General features: G+C 40.2%; 14 protein-coding genes. 8 read left to right on the forward strand and 6 right to left on the reverse strand.

Annotated features, from left to right (window positions below):
* Window positions 1-55 precede the first annotated feature (55 nt).
* Window positions 56-388: an Hpt domain-containing protein gene (locus Q7J63_RS15470; RefSeq protein ID WP_304887429.1), complete on the reverse strand. Its 333-nt coding sequence runs from the start codon at window positions 386-388 to the stop codon at window positions 56-58.
* A 115-nt stretch (window positions 389-503) separates the two neighbouring features.
* Here Q7J63_RS15470 and Q7J63_RS15475 point away from each other — a divergent pair, with 115 nt between their 5' ends.
* The 3 genes from Q7J63_RS15475 (at window position 504) to Q7J63_RS15485 (ending at window position 2,439) form a co-directional block, all read left to right on the forward strand.
* Window positions 504-1,091, forward strand: a complete 588-nt coding sequence (locus tag Q7J63_RS15475; RefSeq protein WP_304887431.1) for a rhomboid family intramembrane serine protease — start codon at window positions 504-506, stop codon at window positions 1,089-1,091.
* 226 nt (window positions 1,092-1,317) lie between these two features.
* A complete protein-coding gene (locus tag Q7J63_RS15480; RefSeq protein ID WP_304887433.1) occupies window positions 1,318-1,779 on the forward strand; it encodes a DUF2452 domain-containing protein in 462 nt (153 codons plus the stop codon).
* A 15-nt stretch (window positions 1,780-1,794) separates the two neighbouring features.
* The gene (locus Q7J63_RS15485; RefSeq protein WP_019600271.1) at window positions 1,795-2,439 is read left to right on the forward strand and encodes a hypothetical protein; all 645 of its coding nucleotides are present in this window, start codon (window positions 1,795-1,797) and stop codon (window positions 2,437-2,439) included.
* Window positions 2,440-2,481: 42 nt separating this feature from the next.
* Here the strand turns inward: Q7J63_RS15485 and Q7J63_RS15490 are convergent, their stop codons facing one another.
* Together Q7J63_RS15490 and Q7J63_RS15495 are read right to left on the reverse strand one after the other, a co-directional pair.
* Window positions 2,482-3,099, reverse strand: a complete 618-nt coding sequence (locus tag Q7J63_RS15490; protein WP_019600272.1) for a deoxynucleoside kinase — start codon at window positions 3,097-3,099, stop codon at window positions 2,482-2,484.
* A gap of 77 nt (window positions 3,100-3,176) precedes the next feature.
* Window positions 3,177-4,064, reverse strand: coding sequence for a 3-hydroxybutyryl-CoA dehydrogenase (locus Q7J63_RS15495; RefSeq protein ID WP_304887436.1), 888 nt, complete (start codon window positions 4,062-4,064; stop codon window positions 3,177-3,179).
* 152 nt (window positions 4,065-4,216) lie between these two features.
* Between Q7J63_RS15495 and Q7J63_RS15500 the strand changes: the two genes are divergently transcribed.
* Complete coding sequence (locus Q7J63_RS15500; RefSeq protein ID WP_304887438.1) at window positions 4,217-5,044, forward strand: S1 RNA-binding domain-containing protein; 828 nt, start codon at window positions 4,217-4,219, stop codon at window positions 5,042-5,044.
* Here the strand turns inward: Q7J63_RS15500 and Q7J63_RS15505 are convergent.
* On the reverse strand, window positions 5,041-5,400 hold the full coding sequence (locus Q7J63_RS15505; RefSeq protein ID WP_019600275.1) for an arsenate reductase family protein: 360 nt from the start codon (window positions 5,398-5,400) through the stop codon (window positions 5,041-5,043). The genes Q7J63_RS15500 and Q7J63_RS15505 overlap by 4 nt on opposite strands.
* Before the next feature lie 424 nt (window positions 5,401-5,824).
* Here Q7J63_RS15505 and Q7J63_RS15510 point away from each other — a divergent pair, with 424 nt between their 5' ends.
* Window positions 5,825-6,751 carry an ROK family protein gene (locus Q7J63_RS15510; protein WP_019600276.1) on the forward strand — a complete coding sequence of 309 codons (927 nt, stop codon included), beginning with the start codon at window positions 5,825-5,827 and terminating at the stop codon, window positions 6,749-6,751.
* Here Q7J63_RS15510 and Q7J63_RS15515 read toward each other — a convergent pair.
* Together Q7J63_RS15515 and Q7J63_RS15520 are read right to left on the reverse strand one after the other, a co-directional pair.
* The gene (locus tag Q7J63_RS15515; protein ID WP_019600277.1) at window positions 6,741-7,130 is read right to left on the reverse strand and encodes a hypothetical protein; all 390 of its coding nucleotides are present in this window, start codon (window positions 7,128-7,130) and stop codon (window positions 6,741-6,743) included. The two genes, Q7J63_RS15510 and Q7J63_RS15515, sit on opposite strands and share 11 nt — an antisense overlap.
* Complete coding sequence (locus tag Q7J63_RS15520) at window positions 7,123-8,373, reverse strand: sterol desaturase family protein (protein WP_304887441.1); 1,251 nt, start codon at window positions 8,371-8,373, stop codon at window positions 7,123-7,125. The genes Q7J63_RS15515 and Q7J63_RS15520 overlap by 8 nt, the downstream gene beginning before the upstream one ends.
* Before the next feature lie 122 nt (window positions 8,374-8,495).
* On the opposite strand from Q7J63_RS15520, the gene Q7J63_RS15525 reads away from it, so the two are divergent.
* The 3 genes from Q7J63_RS15525 (at window position 8,496) to Q7J63_RS15535 (ending at window position 13,627) form a co-directional block, all read left to right on the forward strand.
* Window positions 8,496-8,987 carry a hypothetical protein gene (locus Q7J63_RS15525; protein WP_019600279.1) on the forward strand — a complete coding sequence of 164 codons (492 nt, stop codon included), beginning with the start codon at window positions 8,496-8,498 and terminating at the stop codon, window positions 8,985-8,987.
* Between the two features lie 31 nt (window positions 8,988-9,018).
* A complete protein-coding gene (locus tag Q7J63_RS15530) occupies window positions 9,019-10,920 on the forward strand; it encodes a DNA topoisomerase IV subunit B (protein ID WP_019600280.1) in 1,902 nt (633 codons plus the stop codon).
* A gap of 91 nt (window positions 10,921-11,011) precedes the next feature.
* Complete coding sequence (locus Q7J63_RS15535) at window positions 11,012-13,627, forward strand: DNA gyrase/topoisomerase IV subunit A (RefSeq protein WP_304887445.1); 2,616 nt, start codon at window positions 11,012-11,014, stop codon at window positions 13,625-13,627.
* The last annotated feature ends 13 nt before the right edge of the window (window positions 13,628-13,640 follow it).

A 13,640-nucleotide genomic window follows, 5' to 3' on the forward strand; every position in this document is an offset into this window, starting at 1 on the left:
AAATCGGACTTTGACTGGAAATAAATTATAGGTGGTAAATTTTAATTTTGTGTAGTCAAAGATTTTTCAAGAAGGAATTGAGTTCTGCGTCCAAAATATCCAAATCCTTAAGCAATTCAAGGTATTTTGAATGGGAATTTTCAAGGTCAGCTTCAATCTCTTCCAGAAGTTTTCTGGTTTTCATGGCTCCCACATAACTCATACTTGGTTTGGATTTATGACACTTTTTTTTCACCATTGCCAGATCCCCTGAAACATAATACTGTTCCAAATGCTTCAGATCGTTGAAATTGGTGTCAAGGATGATTTGAATCATCTCTCTAAGCATCTCCTCATCATCATCACCGAAATACTGAAAAATAATTTGCGGATTTATCAATTGATACATAAAATGTCGTAATTGTTCTTTTGGAGAGTTAAAAACTTAAAGTAATAATAAAGTAAATTACTTACAATTAGATTAAAATTAAAAACATTTTTTTTTAAATTAGGATTACCTGTTTATGAAAATGACTTTGGGGAAAAGGATGGGGGAAAGGATGGGGGAAAGTTTCTTTGTGCCTTTCCGATTTGGAGTGCTTATAGTTCTTTTGTTTTTAGTTCAAGAAGTGTTTAGAATTGATCTGGCATTTTTGGGTATTTTCCCGATGAAAATCAAATTTTTGCACGGCGTTCTGTTCTCGCCACTTATTCATGGCAATGTTTTGCATCTCATTTCGAATTTGATTCCTTTTCTGGTATTGGGGACAAGTTTGTATTTTTTTTATGATAAAGTAGCCGATCGGGTAATCCTCCAGTGTTATCTCTTTACAAATTTGATCGTTTGGTTTGCTGGCAGACCCTATTTTCATATTGGGGCGAGTGGTTTGGTTTATGGTTTGGCCTTCTTCATGATCTCCTTGGGGGTTTTTAGGGGGACCGTGAAATCAATAATTATCTCCTTTATCACTATTTTTCTGTATGGCGGCATTATCTATGGCGTACTCCCCACAGAAAAAAAAATTTCATGGGAGTCTCATTTGGCGGGGACTGCGGTCGGGATTGTTTCAGCTTTTCAAGTCAGCAGAAAACGAAAAATTAGTAGTTTTTAAACACGATTGTTTGAACTATTTTTGCCAAAATAAAACCGAATTGGATACATTGATGTTAATCTGACAATGCTTATGAATAGGAAAAAACTTATCTTTTTAATAATAGCGGTTCTCTTTATGATAGCCATGGTGATTATTGGAATTGATATTTCTTCCCGAACCACCTTTCCTGGATCAAAGGGAAACCTGAAAGAAAGAATTGTACCCACCGATAGTATCAAAAAAAATGAAGAACCGAAACAAGATTGATATCAGTAACTTTGATCTGGAGAAAATGAAGGAGAAGACCACCGATAATCCGGGACTTCTTCCCTACGCGCACCAAGCGGGCAGTGCGATCATTAGACCAGAGGACAAGGGCAAAATAACCGGAAGGGCTGTATCTGCGATGCATTCACAGACGGATATGCAAATGTCTCAGATTTACCAACAAATGCAGCTTTTGGCAGACCAAGCAAAACTTATTCAAAAGCGGTTGGAAGTTTCCGAAAGAATTTATGAAGCCTCGATTGGGTTTGAACCCTTGATCAACCATCATTACTTCCTTTATGAAAAAGAAGATGGATCAGATTTTATGAGTATGATTGCACCTGAAGAATGGGGGAGGAAGGGGAGTTTTGCCACCTTCATTGCAGAAGTCAATTTGCTGGCGGATCATACCTGGGACATTATCCGAAAAGGGGAATAAACAAATTTAAAAATCGTGCACAATTTAAAAGTAAATCATCTCATTCAAATACTTGAGGAGGCAGCCGTAGAATTGGAAGAAGCCTTCATTTTTCAGGTTAACCCTGAGTTTTTGAAGGGTAAGGGAGAAATTCTTTTGTCAGAAGCTTTTGCTGCTTTGGGAGGTGAAGGACAACCCATTTTATTGGATTCTCTCAAATTCGATTTTAAAATCAATCGATTTTTATTTCTTTATGATGATGAAGTCCATTTTAACAGGTACAGGTTAAGTACTTTAAAAACAGGTATTTATGATGTATTTTCTTTTTATTGGGCCGATGCATACAAAAGGCAATGTAGGACCTTCGAAAGAGAATGTCTAAAAGTGGGTTTGCAGGAAAGAATATGGAATGGTCCACCTATCGCTGCAAAAGTTTTTGGGAAAGGGGAGGAATTCGGAGATCTTTCCGGGAATGGGTCTCCGGGTTGGAAGCTGAATGCATACAATGATGCCCAGTATGATCTGATGTCAAGGCTGCATGGATATAAATTGATCAGAATATCGGTTTACGAAAACATCATGACCGGAGGAAGCCTAAAACAAATAGACGGACTTCTACTGAATCCCAAAGAGGAAAACCACAAGGCGATTTCCAATTGGCTTTTGAGAAAAATGGAATAAAGGATCTCTCGAATTCTCAAAAGATCCTTTATTCCATTTCAATCAGGAAAACAAACCGTGGATTTCTACATCCACCCTTCCCACAATGGCTGAAAAATCCTCTGGATTGGCAACAAAATCAAGGTCATTCACATCCACGATCAGAAGTTTGCCTTTGTCATAACTCCCAATCCAGTCCTCATAATGGGTATTGAGATTTTTTAAGTAATCTATTCGGATTGAGTTTTCGTACTCGCGACCACGTTTTTCGATTTGACCCACCAATTTTGGAATATCTGCTTTCAGATAAATCAAAAGGTCGGGCGCTTTCACCAAATTTATCATGGAATTGAACAGGCTCAAGTAATTTTCATAATCCCTTTCTGATATCAACTTTGATTTATGAAGGTTTGCCGCAAATATATAGGCATCCTCATAGATGGTCCTGTCTTGGATCACCGAAATTTCACTTTGCCTAATTTTAGTGATTTGATTGAATCTACTGTTGAGGAAATACACCTGAAGATGGAAGGACCAACGCTTCATGTCCTCGTAAAAGTCCGCCAAATAGGGATTGTTATCCACTGCTTCAAACTCAGCCTTCCAACCATAGTGTCTGGCCAACTTTTCCGTCAATGTTGTTTTGCCACTTCCTATATTTCCCGAAACCGCTATATGCATTTTTTTTGATGAGATGAACCTTAAGATTTTGTTCGGTTACTAAACCGAAAAAAATCTTAAGGTTTTATTTGATGAATTTATTTAAATCTCTCTGAAACGACCAATTCCTTGCTACCCGCAGTGTATTTGTAAAAACCTTCACCTGTTTTGACTCCTTTAAAATCCGCAGCTACCATATTGACCAAGAGTGGGCATGGAGCATATTTTGGATTGCCAAAGCCATCCTGAAGGACCTTCATTATGGATAAACAAACATCAAGGCCAATAAAATCCGCCAATTGTAATGGTCCCATAGGATGCGCCATTCCGAGTTTCATCACGGTATCGATTTCCTCAATTCCCGCTACCCCCTCATATAAAGTGTAGATGGCTTCATTGATCATCGGCATCAAGATTCTGTTGGCAACGAAGCCTGGGTAATCGTTTACCTCCACGGGGCTTTTTCCGATGGTTTTGGAAAGCACCATGATCTCCATTGTCACGGCATCAGAAGTCGCATAACCTCTGATGACTTCTATCAGTTTCATTATCGGCACAGGGTTCATGAAGTGCATGCCAATGACACGTTCCGCTCTTTTGGTGGCCGCCGCGATTTTGGTGATAGAAATGGAGGAAGTATTGGAGGACAATATGGTGTCAGCTGGGCAAAGACTGTCCAATTGTTTGAAAATCTCCAATTTGACGGCAACATTTTCTGTGGCCGCTTCTATAACAAGATCTGCATTTTTTACCCCTTGGCCCATTTCGGTGAAGGTTTGAATATTGTTCAAGCCTTGGACCTTTTCCTCCTCTGTCAATATTCCCTTACCGATTTGGCGGTCAAAGTTTTTACCTATGGTAATCATGGCTTTGTCTAAAGCAGCCTGATTAATGTCTATCAAGGCTACCTGAAAGCCATGCTGGGAAAAAAGATGGGCGATGCCATTTCCCATGGTACCGGAGCCAATCACTGCAATGTTTTTCATATGATATTGGGGTTTATATTTATGGTCTTAAGGGAACGTCGGAAGCATACCTAATTGAAGGCTGGGGTTCACCGTTGTTTGGAACGTCAAATCTAATTTGATTCGCAAGGAAATCCAATTCCTACTTCAAGTAATTTAGTTACCTTTGTAGCATGGAAGAATTGGGGAAAATCAATCAATTATTGATCAATAGGTTCACGGCAAATGGTGCATACTTGGCGCTTCACAATGGAGATGAACTGCTTTTACCAAAAAGTTACCTGAAAGGGGATGAAAAAGAAGGGCAAGAAATCGAAGTGTTTGTGTACACAGACAGTGAGGACAGGCCTGTAGCGGTCACCAACCGACCAGTAGCATTGGTGGATGAATTTGCCGTCATGGAAGCCAAGGAAATCACGAAATTCGGAGCCTTCATGGATTGGGGATTGATGAAAGATCTTTTTGTGCCAATGGCCGAAATGGCGAAACCAATGGAAAAGGGAAACCATTACCTGGTTCGGGTTTGTAAGGATTTTCAAACCAACCGGTTGATTGGTGTCTCCAAATACGAGGATTTTATCATCACCGATACCCAAGGTTTTCAGGCTGGTCAAGAAGTGGAAGCTTGGATTTTTGACGAAACAGATTTGGGTTTCAAGGCATTGATTGAAAACAATTTTGAAGGATTGATTTTTAAAAATGAGGTTTTTCAGAAGATTGAAGTCGGTGAAAAAATAAAGGCATTTGTCAAAAAACGTAGGGAAGATGGGAAGTTGGATCTTCAGATTCAGCCCATTGGAAGGGAAAAGTATGAAGAAGGGGCGGAAAAAATCCTGGAAGTCTTAAAAGTGCAGAAATTCTTGCCCCTTCACGATAAATCATCCCCTGATGCCATCAAAGAGTTGTTGGGAATGAGTAAAAAACATTTCAAACAGTCAATAGGTCAATTGTACAGTGCTAAAAAAATAAAGATCACAGACGAAGGGATTGAACTGGTTTAGTCCAGTTTCAATACATCGTTTGGGCTTATACACAATACCGCTTTATTTTTCTTGATGGCGATGGGCGCCTTGATCAGATAAGAAAATCTGATCAATATATTCAACCAGCCTTCGTCATCCCAGGTTTTTCCTGCAATGTGGGTTTGATAATCCGGATGTGCCCGATTCAGAAGATCTTTGGGCCGTAGATTCAGTTTATCCAGTATAGACAACCATCCCGTGGTGGTTATTTTTTCCTTTTCCATATTTATTTCATTGATATGGGTGGCAACTACCTGCGCATAAGCCCGGGTTTGCTTGTCCACCGGATTGCTGGGGTTGAAATAGAAAAACAATTCATTGGGGTGCATTTTCATAATTCATAGTGTTAGGTAGTTTAATATAGCGGTTTTTATCTTATTCACAAAATAAATTGCTGATATTTTGTGAATAAACCATATTTTAATATTAAAAAATTAGGTTTTACAAACAGGATGTTGTGTTGATTTTTGAGAAAAGCGAATGGGTGTAAACCGATTATTAGGTTTCAGTTGAAAATGCGACAGGCAAAATAGCTGTTGTACCGGTTTCAGGTAATTTCAGGAATTAACCCTTCAAAATTGTTTTTTGTCAACCAATTCATTCGGAAATCACAAAAGGACCTGAAAATCAATGCTTTTTTAATCCCTATAACCTTGAATTTACCCTGTCAATTAAAAATTCAAATACTTTATAAAAGTTTTTTAGGATGTAAAGCAATCTCTTCACTATTTTAGGCTTTTAAACCTATTGAAGATAGCCATGAATAAACAAGAAGAGCATTTTTTGGGAGTAGACGTAGGGGGAACCCATCTAAAAATCGGATTGGTAAACCGCCAGGGAGATATCATTTCCTTCGACAAAGAAGACACGACCCCGTACAGAGAAAATCCAGAGGGCTTTAACGCCTGTTTTATCAATGGATTGGCAAAATACCTCAAAAAATATCCCGAAGTCAGGAAAGTTGGGATTGGACTTCCAGGGCTGATTTCCAAAAACAGGACGACAACACTTGAGATTCCGGCGATACCGGCACTCAACGGTTTTAATCTCAAGAAGGGACTTCTGGAAAAATATCCAGATATAAAATTTTATTTGGAAAACGACGCAGCTGCAGCAGCGCTTGGTGAATTCAGATACGGAAAAGAAAATCCATCCGACAATTTCCTTTTCATTACCATGGGTACAGGCATTGGCAGTGGATTGATTCTGGATGGTGAAATATTCAAAGGTTCCAGAGGCAATGCCATGGAAATGGGACACATGCTTTCGCACGGAAATGCCGGTTTGGAGAAGTTGATCGGTAGGGATGGGATTTTAAGAATCCTGGAACGTTTGATCCAAGCTTACCCTGTTCTCGCGGGCGATGATTTGACCAACAAAGAGCTTGGGACCCATTTACTTGTGGATACCGCAAAAGCAGGGAATAAGGTTTCCTTGATGGTTTTTGAGGAAGTTGGAAGAATCCTAGGAGAAGCTATCGTTTCCACCATCAGGATTTTGGATGTAACAGAGGTTTATTTTGGAGGTGGGATTTCTGCAGGTTTGGAATTTATGATGCCTTCTTTGGACAAAACTGTCAGGCAATATCTGACCCCATATTATGTAAAAGATCTTAAATTGAAAAAAGCCACCTTGGACAACAATGCCGGTACTTTGGGTGCCGCAGCTTTGTGTTTTATGGATTAAGGTTGGTAATGGTCACCTCGCTGACTTTACTGATCGCATTCATTCGAAAAAGAACCTTTAGGGGTTCTTTTTCATTTTCCACCCCTGTACATTCATTGGAAGGTTCCAGAAAATAGTAGAAGAAACTTTGGCTTTTGTCAAACAATTCCACACGGTCTGGTCTCCCAAAGGTTTTGATCAACTCTTGGTTGTTGATGCCCAAAAAATCATTTTTTATTTTTCTGAATTCTTCGATATCCTGGATGCGAAGCCCTTTGCATCCATACCTGTCATTCTTCCAATTTTCAATATTGATTTTGCCAGCTTCTACTTTGGATGTACAGGAAGTGAATTGGAAAATAAGCGCAACGCTGAATGCGGAGATCAAAATTTTATGCATTCTGAGTATTGTTTTGAATTTGGGCCTGAAATTTTTTCACGGTATTTAGATTTAACCAAAGCCAAAAGTACGAGACGAAAGCATAAACGGAAAGTACAATCCACATTATATTTTCAGAGAGCATTTCACCGCCAACGTACCAAATGAACAGGGAGAAAATTGTAATTCTCAGCACTTCCTGAACATGGTACCACTTACTTTGTTCAAATATTCCCGAGAAACTGACCGTGCTCCATACGATCAATCCTGAAATCAGGATCTTTGACAGGATGCCAAATGTATCCAAATTGAAAAGAAAGAATGCCGTCAAACCCATCAACAAAACATATTGGAAAAACACATAATAGTTGAGTGGGTTGGGCATTGTGGTGTTGAATTTTTCGTAGTTGGGTTCTACTTCCTTAGGCGCTCGATATCCTCCCAAATAATCTGGAAGCCAGCCCGGCTTTTTGAAAAGGTATCTGATGCGATCCTTCCAATTGTGTATTTGGCCCAATTCCTCTTTCATACTGGAGTAGTGGGAAATATTTACCCAGACTGGATTCCAACTTTTTACGGGCGTGGTAATACCATAAGTCGGTCTTTCCTCTTCTTCCTTGAAAGTCCCAAACCATTTATCGAAGAGGATAAAAGTTCCTCCGTGGTTTTTGTCGATATATTTGGGGTTTCTGCCATGATGCACCCTATGATGGGATGGAGTGTTCATGAATTTCTCCAAAAACCCCATTCTGTCAATGGCCTCCGTGTGAATCCAAAATTGGTACAACAAGTTTAGCCCAGAGACCAGTACCAAAGAAATGGGATCAAATCCAATCAATGCCAATGGCAGATAAAAGAAAAATGTCCAAAGGGTTTGCGTCGAACTTTGTCTCAAGGCCACGGATAAATTGTACTCCTCGCTGGAATGGTGGACGACATGTCCGCCCCAAAACAAATTGATTTCATGGCTCATTCGGTGGGCCCAATAATAACAGAAATCGTAGAGGAAAAAAAGAAGCAGGAAAGTCCAGATGTTGCTCTGGATCTGCATCAGGGCAAAGTTTTCAAAAACCAAAGTATATACGCCAATGGACAACACCTTGATAAAAACACCCGTTACTTGAGACATCACTCCAAGATTGATGTTGGTAATCGCGTCATTCAGCCGGTAACTTGGGTTCTCTTGAAATCGCAAAACGATCAATTCAATGCCCATCAGTAGAAAATAAATGGGAATGGCGATCACTACAGGACTAAGGTTCATTGGATATCAGGTATTTGGGTTTTTGATGATTGCATCCTAAATAAAAACTAAATAAAGGAAAAAACAGTTTCGCATTTCTATAATCTTAAATCTTTATATTAGCGGCTTAAATTTAATCAAACATGCATTTTCGATTCGGTAAAGTATTTCATTTCTTCTCGGTACTGTTATTTATTTTCTCTTTCTTATTCATTTATGCTTCCCTTTCAGAACAAGTGGCCTATGCGATAGACGACCAAGGGACTGTTTTAAAACAAGTTTCCAAGGAAAGTTTCTTCTATACCGGGATCATTTTTTTTGTGGTCCTAAACGTTTTGATCATTTTTCCTGGCAAAATGGTGGAGAACCAAAGCACAAAAAACATCAAAAGATTGTTTCCAGTCGGAGATCCTGCAAGGGATCGGATGCTGATTTGGATATATAGTTTCGCTGGAATCATCAATGTTTGTTTGGCCATTATGCTGCTTTTTATCAAAAGCCTCAACCACCAAAATGAAATCAGCATGTCAGAATTCAGCTTTTTCTTTTATCTGATACCCGTATTTTTTGTAGTTTGGATCATCGCCTTGTTTTGGATTTTATTGGAAAAATTCAAATCAGTCCAAGTTAAATAATTATCAAGACTTTATAAATCAATTTCAATAAATGGCAGAAAACTTTCAATATACCGAAGACAGCATTAAGTCCCTTGATTGGAGAGAACACATCCGGATGAGACCTGGGATGTATATCGGAAAACTTGGGGATGGGAGTGCTCAGGACGATGGTATCTATGTTTTGGTCAAAGAGATTCTGGATAATAGTATCGATGAGCACATGATGGGATATGGGCGCACCATTGAAATCAAAATCTCTGACCACAAAGTGGAAGTTAGGGATTATGGTCGTGGGATTCCCCTTGGGAAAGTGATCGACTGTGTGTCCAAGATCAATACCGGAGGAAAATACGATTCTGGAGCATTTCAAAAATCCGTTGGTCTGAATGGAGTTGGTACAAAAGCCGTCAATGCCCTTTCCGGTTATTTCAAAGTACAATCTTATCGTGACGGAGAAACCAAAGTAGCGGAATTTGAAACCGGAAATTTGACCATGGAAAAACCCATCGACAAGACCTCCGAAAGAAATGGTACCAAAATCATCTTTACACCGGATCCCACTGTTTTCAAGAATTACCATTTCATTCCTGAATACCTGGAAAACCAAATCTGGAATTACGCTTTCCTAAATGCAGGATTGACCATCAATTATAATGGCAAGAAGTTTTTCTCGGAAAAAGGACTTTATGATCTTTTGATGAGAAAAGTGGACGAGGATTCCATTCGGTATCCGGTTATTCACCTCAAAGGAAATGACATCGAACTTGCCCTTACCCATTCCAACCAATACGGAGAGGAATACTATTCCTTCGTGAATGGACAATATACAACACAAGGGGGTACACACCTTGCGGCATTCAGGGAAGCTTTGGTAAAGACCATTCGCGAGTTTTATAAAAAAGACTATGATGCATCCGATATCAGGCAAGGAGTCGTAGCAGCCATCGCCGTAAGGGTAGTGGAGCCGGTTTTTGAATCCCAGACCAAAACTAAATTGGGTTCCCAGACCATCGGCCCGGACGGACCGACACTCAGAACCTTTGTCAACGATTTCATCAAAACCGAACTTGACAATTACCTGCACAAAAACCCGGCGGTTGCAGATGCTTTGTTGAAACGGATTCTGCAATCGGAGCGCGAAAGAAAGGAAATATCCGGCATCAAGAAATTGGCCAATGAAAGGGCTAAAAAAGCAAACCTTCATAATAAAAAACTAAGGGATTGCAGGGCTCATTATGATGATCCGAAGGCGGATGAGGAATTGAAAAACCAAACCATGCTTTTCTTGACCGAAGGAGATTCTGCCTCAGGATCAATTACCAAATCCCGAAATGTCCAGACGCAGGCAGTATTTTCCCTGAGGGGAAAACCGCTCAATTGCTATGGGATGACCAAAAAGGTGGTTTATGAAAACGAAGAATTCAATCTTCTTCAACATGCACTGAATATAGAGGATGGTATAGAAAACCTTAGATACAGGAAAATTGTAATCGCCACCGATGCCGACGTGGATGGGATGCATATCAGGCTGCTGATCATGACCTATTTCCTTCAGTTTTTCCCAGACTTGGTCAAAAACGGACATTTGTATATTCTCGATACACCATTGTTCCGGGTAAGGAATAAAAAAGAAACCATCTATTGCTATACCGACGAAGAGCGACAGAGGGCGATCCATAAATTGGGGAAAAATGCTGAAATCACCAGATTTAAGGGTTTGGGAGAGATTTCCCCTGGGGAATTCGGAGGATTTATAGGCGAAGACATCCGCTTGGAGCCGATTATCCTGAGCAAGGAAACCAAAATCAGTGAATTGCTCAATTTCTACATGGGCAAAAACACACCCGACAGGCAGAATTTCATCATTGCGAATCTTAAAATTGAAAAGGACATTGTTTTTGATGATCCAGCCCAAAAGGATGATGAAGAAGAAGAATCTGAAGCTGCGTAAACTTGATGATGGCTGATTTTATTCAGTAATTAAACAATTAAACTTGAATACCCACTTGTACGCTCTGTGTACCAAAATCAATATTTTGTAAATGAGTGAAGATAGTAATATTAACAATCCAGAGTCAGAAGGAACCTTACATGAATCCATTCCGGTAACCGGAATGTACAAAGACTGGTTTTTGGATTATGCATCTTATGTGATCTTGGAAAGGGCCGTTCCAGCGATTGAGGACGGTCTTAAACCGGTCCAATGCAGGATTCTCCACGCAATGAAGGAGATGGATGATGGCCGATTCAACAAGGTGGCCAACATCATTGGCCAATCGATGCAATACCATCCCCATGGTGACGCATCGATCGGGGATGCGATTGTCAACCTAGGTCAAAAGGAACTTTTGATAGAAACCCAAGGAAACTGGGGAGATATCAGAACTGGTGATGGTGCAGCGGCTTCCCGTTACATAGAAGCAAGGCTTTCCAAATTTGCCCTTGAAGTAGTCTTCAATGCACAAACGACAGACTGGCAGCTTTCTTATGATGGAAGAAAGAAAGAACCGGTCACACTTCCGGTAAAATTCCCGCTTTTATTGGCGCAGGGAGTTGAAGGGATCGCAGTAGGTCTTTCCACCAAAATCCTACCACATAACTTCATTGAATTGATCGAGGGATCCATCCAAATCCTGAAAGGAGAAAAAACAAATATCCAACCGGATTTCCCAACCGGAGGACTCGCGGATTTCACGGAATACAATGAAGGACTTCGCGGTGGCCGGATTAAGGTTCGCGCCAGGATCGAAGAAGGGGATAATAAAACTCTGTTGATCAAGGATATACCCTTTGGTGTTACAACCAATACTTTGATTGAATCCATCATCAAAGCAAATGATAAGGGAAAGATCAAAATCAAAAAAGTGGTTGACAATACGGCGAAGGATGTAGAAATCCAGATCCAATTGGCACCGGGTCAATCCCCAGACATGACCATTGATGCCTTGTATGCCTTCACGGACTGTGAAGTGAGCATCTCTCCAAATGCCTGTGTGATCATCGAAGACAGACCGGTGTTTTTGAGTGTCAACAAAATCTTGGAGTACAACACCAAGCAAACCAAAGCTCTCCTGAAAAGGGAGTTGGAAATCCGAAAAGGAGAGTTGCTGGAAAAATTGCTTTTTTCTTCACTGGAAAAAATATTCATCGAAAACAGGATCTATCGCGACATAGAGGAGTGCGAAACATGGGAATCTGTTATCCAAACGATCGACAAGGGACTTGAACCTTTCAAACCAAATTTTTACAGAGAGATCACCACAGAGGACATTGTCCGATTGACAGAGATAAGAATCAAGAGGATTTCAAAATTCGATGCTTTCAAGGCTGATGAATTGATGCGCAAGCTAGAGGAAGAATTGAAAGAGGTCAATTACAACTTGAAGCACCTGACTGAATATGCCGTCAATTATTATCAAAACCTTATTGCAAAATACGGAAAAGGAAGAGAGAGGAAAACGGAAATAAGAACCTTTGACACCATCCAAGCGACTTTTGTGGCCGCCAATAATGCCAAGCTTTATGTGAATAAAGCCGATGGTTTTGTCGGCTATGGCTTGAAAAAAGATGAGTTCGTCTGTGATTGTTCTGACCTTGACGATGTGATCGTGATCCGTAGGGATGGCAAATGTGTGGTTTCCAAAATACAGGAAAAAGGTTTCCTTGGAAAAGACATCATCCATGTCGCGATTTTCAGGAAAGGTGATGAGCGCATGGTTTACAATTTGATTTATCTGGATGGAGGTTCAGGCAAATCGATGGTCAAACGTTTTCAGGTTTTGGCGGTGACCCGCGATCGGGAATATGATCTTACCAAAGGAACCAAAGGCTCCAAAATCATGTATTTGACGCCCAATCCGAATGGAGAAGCGGAGATTGTGACGGTTTATCTTACACAAGGAGCAAAAGCAAGGGTAAAAGTATTCGACTTTGATTTCAGTACGATAGAAATAAAAGGCAGGAGTGCGGGAGGGAATATTTTGACCCGCTATCCTGTGAGAAAAATTCAGTGGAAAATGGAAGGTGTTTCCACACTTGGAGGATTGAATGTGTACTACGATTCTTCCGTGGGCAGACTGAATACGGACCAAAGAGGCAAATTGATTGGGAATTTTCTTGGGGACGATCGGATCCTCGTTTTCTACAAAAATGGAGAATATGAATTGACCACCTTTGAGGTCACCAATAGGTATGAAGCATCCGAAGTGTTGTTGATTGAAAAATTCAACTTAAAGAAAGTAGTTTCAGCTGTCTATTTTGATGGAGCCAGCAAGACCTATTATGTCAAACGCTTTCAAATCGAGACCACTACACTCAATAAAAAATTCCACTTCATATCAGACCACAAGCAATCCAAACTCAAAATCATCTCCACAGAAAAACAACCTCAGGTGAAAGCCATCCTTGAAAAAGGGAATGAGACTGAAGAGCACGAGTATGATTTGGACATGTTGATCGATGTCAAAGGTTGGAAAGCCCTTGGCAATAGACTTTCCAGTTTCCCAATCAAGGAATTGACTTTACTGGAATCTGTGAAGGAGGAAGAGCCAGAAAACAGCAGTGAAAATCCAGACAAAGAAAGTGATGATTTGGAAGTAGGAACGACCGTTGAGATGAAGATAAAAAAGGAGGATGATGAACAGATGGATTTATTTTAAGAAAAATCCATAA

The sequence above is a fragment of the Rhodonellum sp. genome (assembly GCF_030656585.1).
In the GTDB taxonomy this organism is placed as follows: Bacteria; Bacteroidota; Bacteroidia; order Cytophagales; family Cyclobacteriaceae; genus Rhodonellum; species Rhodonellum psychrophilum.

Bases quoted from the DNA above. Each gene is read 5' to 3' on its own strand.
- Q7J63_RS15470 (WP_304887429.1), bottom strand. From the start codon at position 388: ATGTATCAATTGATAAATCCGCAAATTATTTTTCAGTATTTCGGTGAT.
- Q7J63_RS15475 (WP_304887431.1), top strand. From the start codon at position 504: ATGAAAATGACTTTGGGGAAAAGGATGGGGGAAAGGATGGGGGAAAGT.
- Q7J63_RS15480 (WP_304887433.1), top strand. From the start codon at position 1,318: ATGAAGAACCGAAACAAGATTGATATCAGTAACTTTGATCTGGAGAAA.
- Q7J63_RS15490 (WP_019600272.1), bottom strand. From the start codon at position 3,099: ATGCATATAGCGGTTTCGGGAAATATAGGAAGTGGCAAAACAACATTG.
- Q7J63_RS15495 (WP_304887436.1), bottom strand. From the start codon at position 4,064: ATGAAAAACATTGCAGTGATTGGCTCCGGTACCATGGGAAATGGCATC.
- Q7J63_RS15500 (WP_304887438.1), top strand. From the start codon at position 4,217: ATGGAAGAATTGGGGAAAATCAATCAATTATTGATCAATAGGTTCACG.
- Q7J63_RS15505 (WP_019600275.1), bottom strand. From the start codon at position 5,400: ATGAAAATGCACCCCAATGAATTGTTTTTCTATTTCAACCCCAGCAAT.
- Q7J63_RS15510 (WP_019600276.1), top strand. From the start codon at position 5,825: ATGAATAAACAAGAAGAGCATTTTTTGGGAGTAGACGTAGGGGGAACC.
- Q7J63_RS15515 (WP_019600277.1), bottom strand. From the start codon at position 7,130: ATGCATAAAATTTTGATCTCCGCATTCAGCGTTGCGCTTATTTTCCAA.
- Q7J63_RS15520 (WP_304887441.1), bottom strand. From the start codon at position 8,373: ATGAACCTTAGTCCTGTAGTGATCGCCATTCCCATTTATTTTCTACTG.
- Q7J63_RS15525 (WP_019600279.1), top strand. From the start codon at position 8,496: ATGCATTTTCGATTCGGTAAAGTATTTCATTTCTTCTCGGTACTGTTA.
- Q7J63_RS15530 (WP_019600280.1), top strand. From the start codon at position 9,019: ATGGCAGAAAACTTTCAATATACCGAAGACAGCATTAAGTCCCTTGAT.
- Q7J63_RS15535 (WP_304887445.1), top strand. From the start codon at position 11,012: ATGAGTGAAGATAGTAATATTAACAATCCAGAGTCAGAAGGAACCTTA.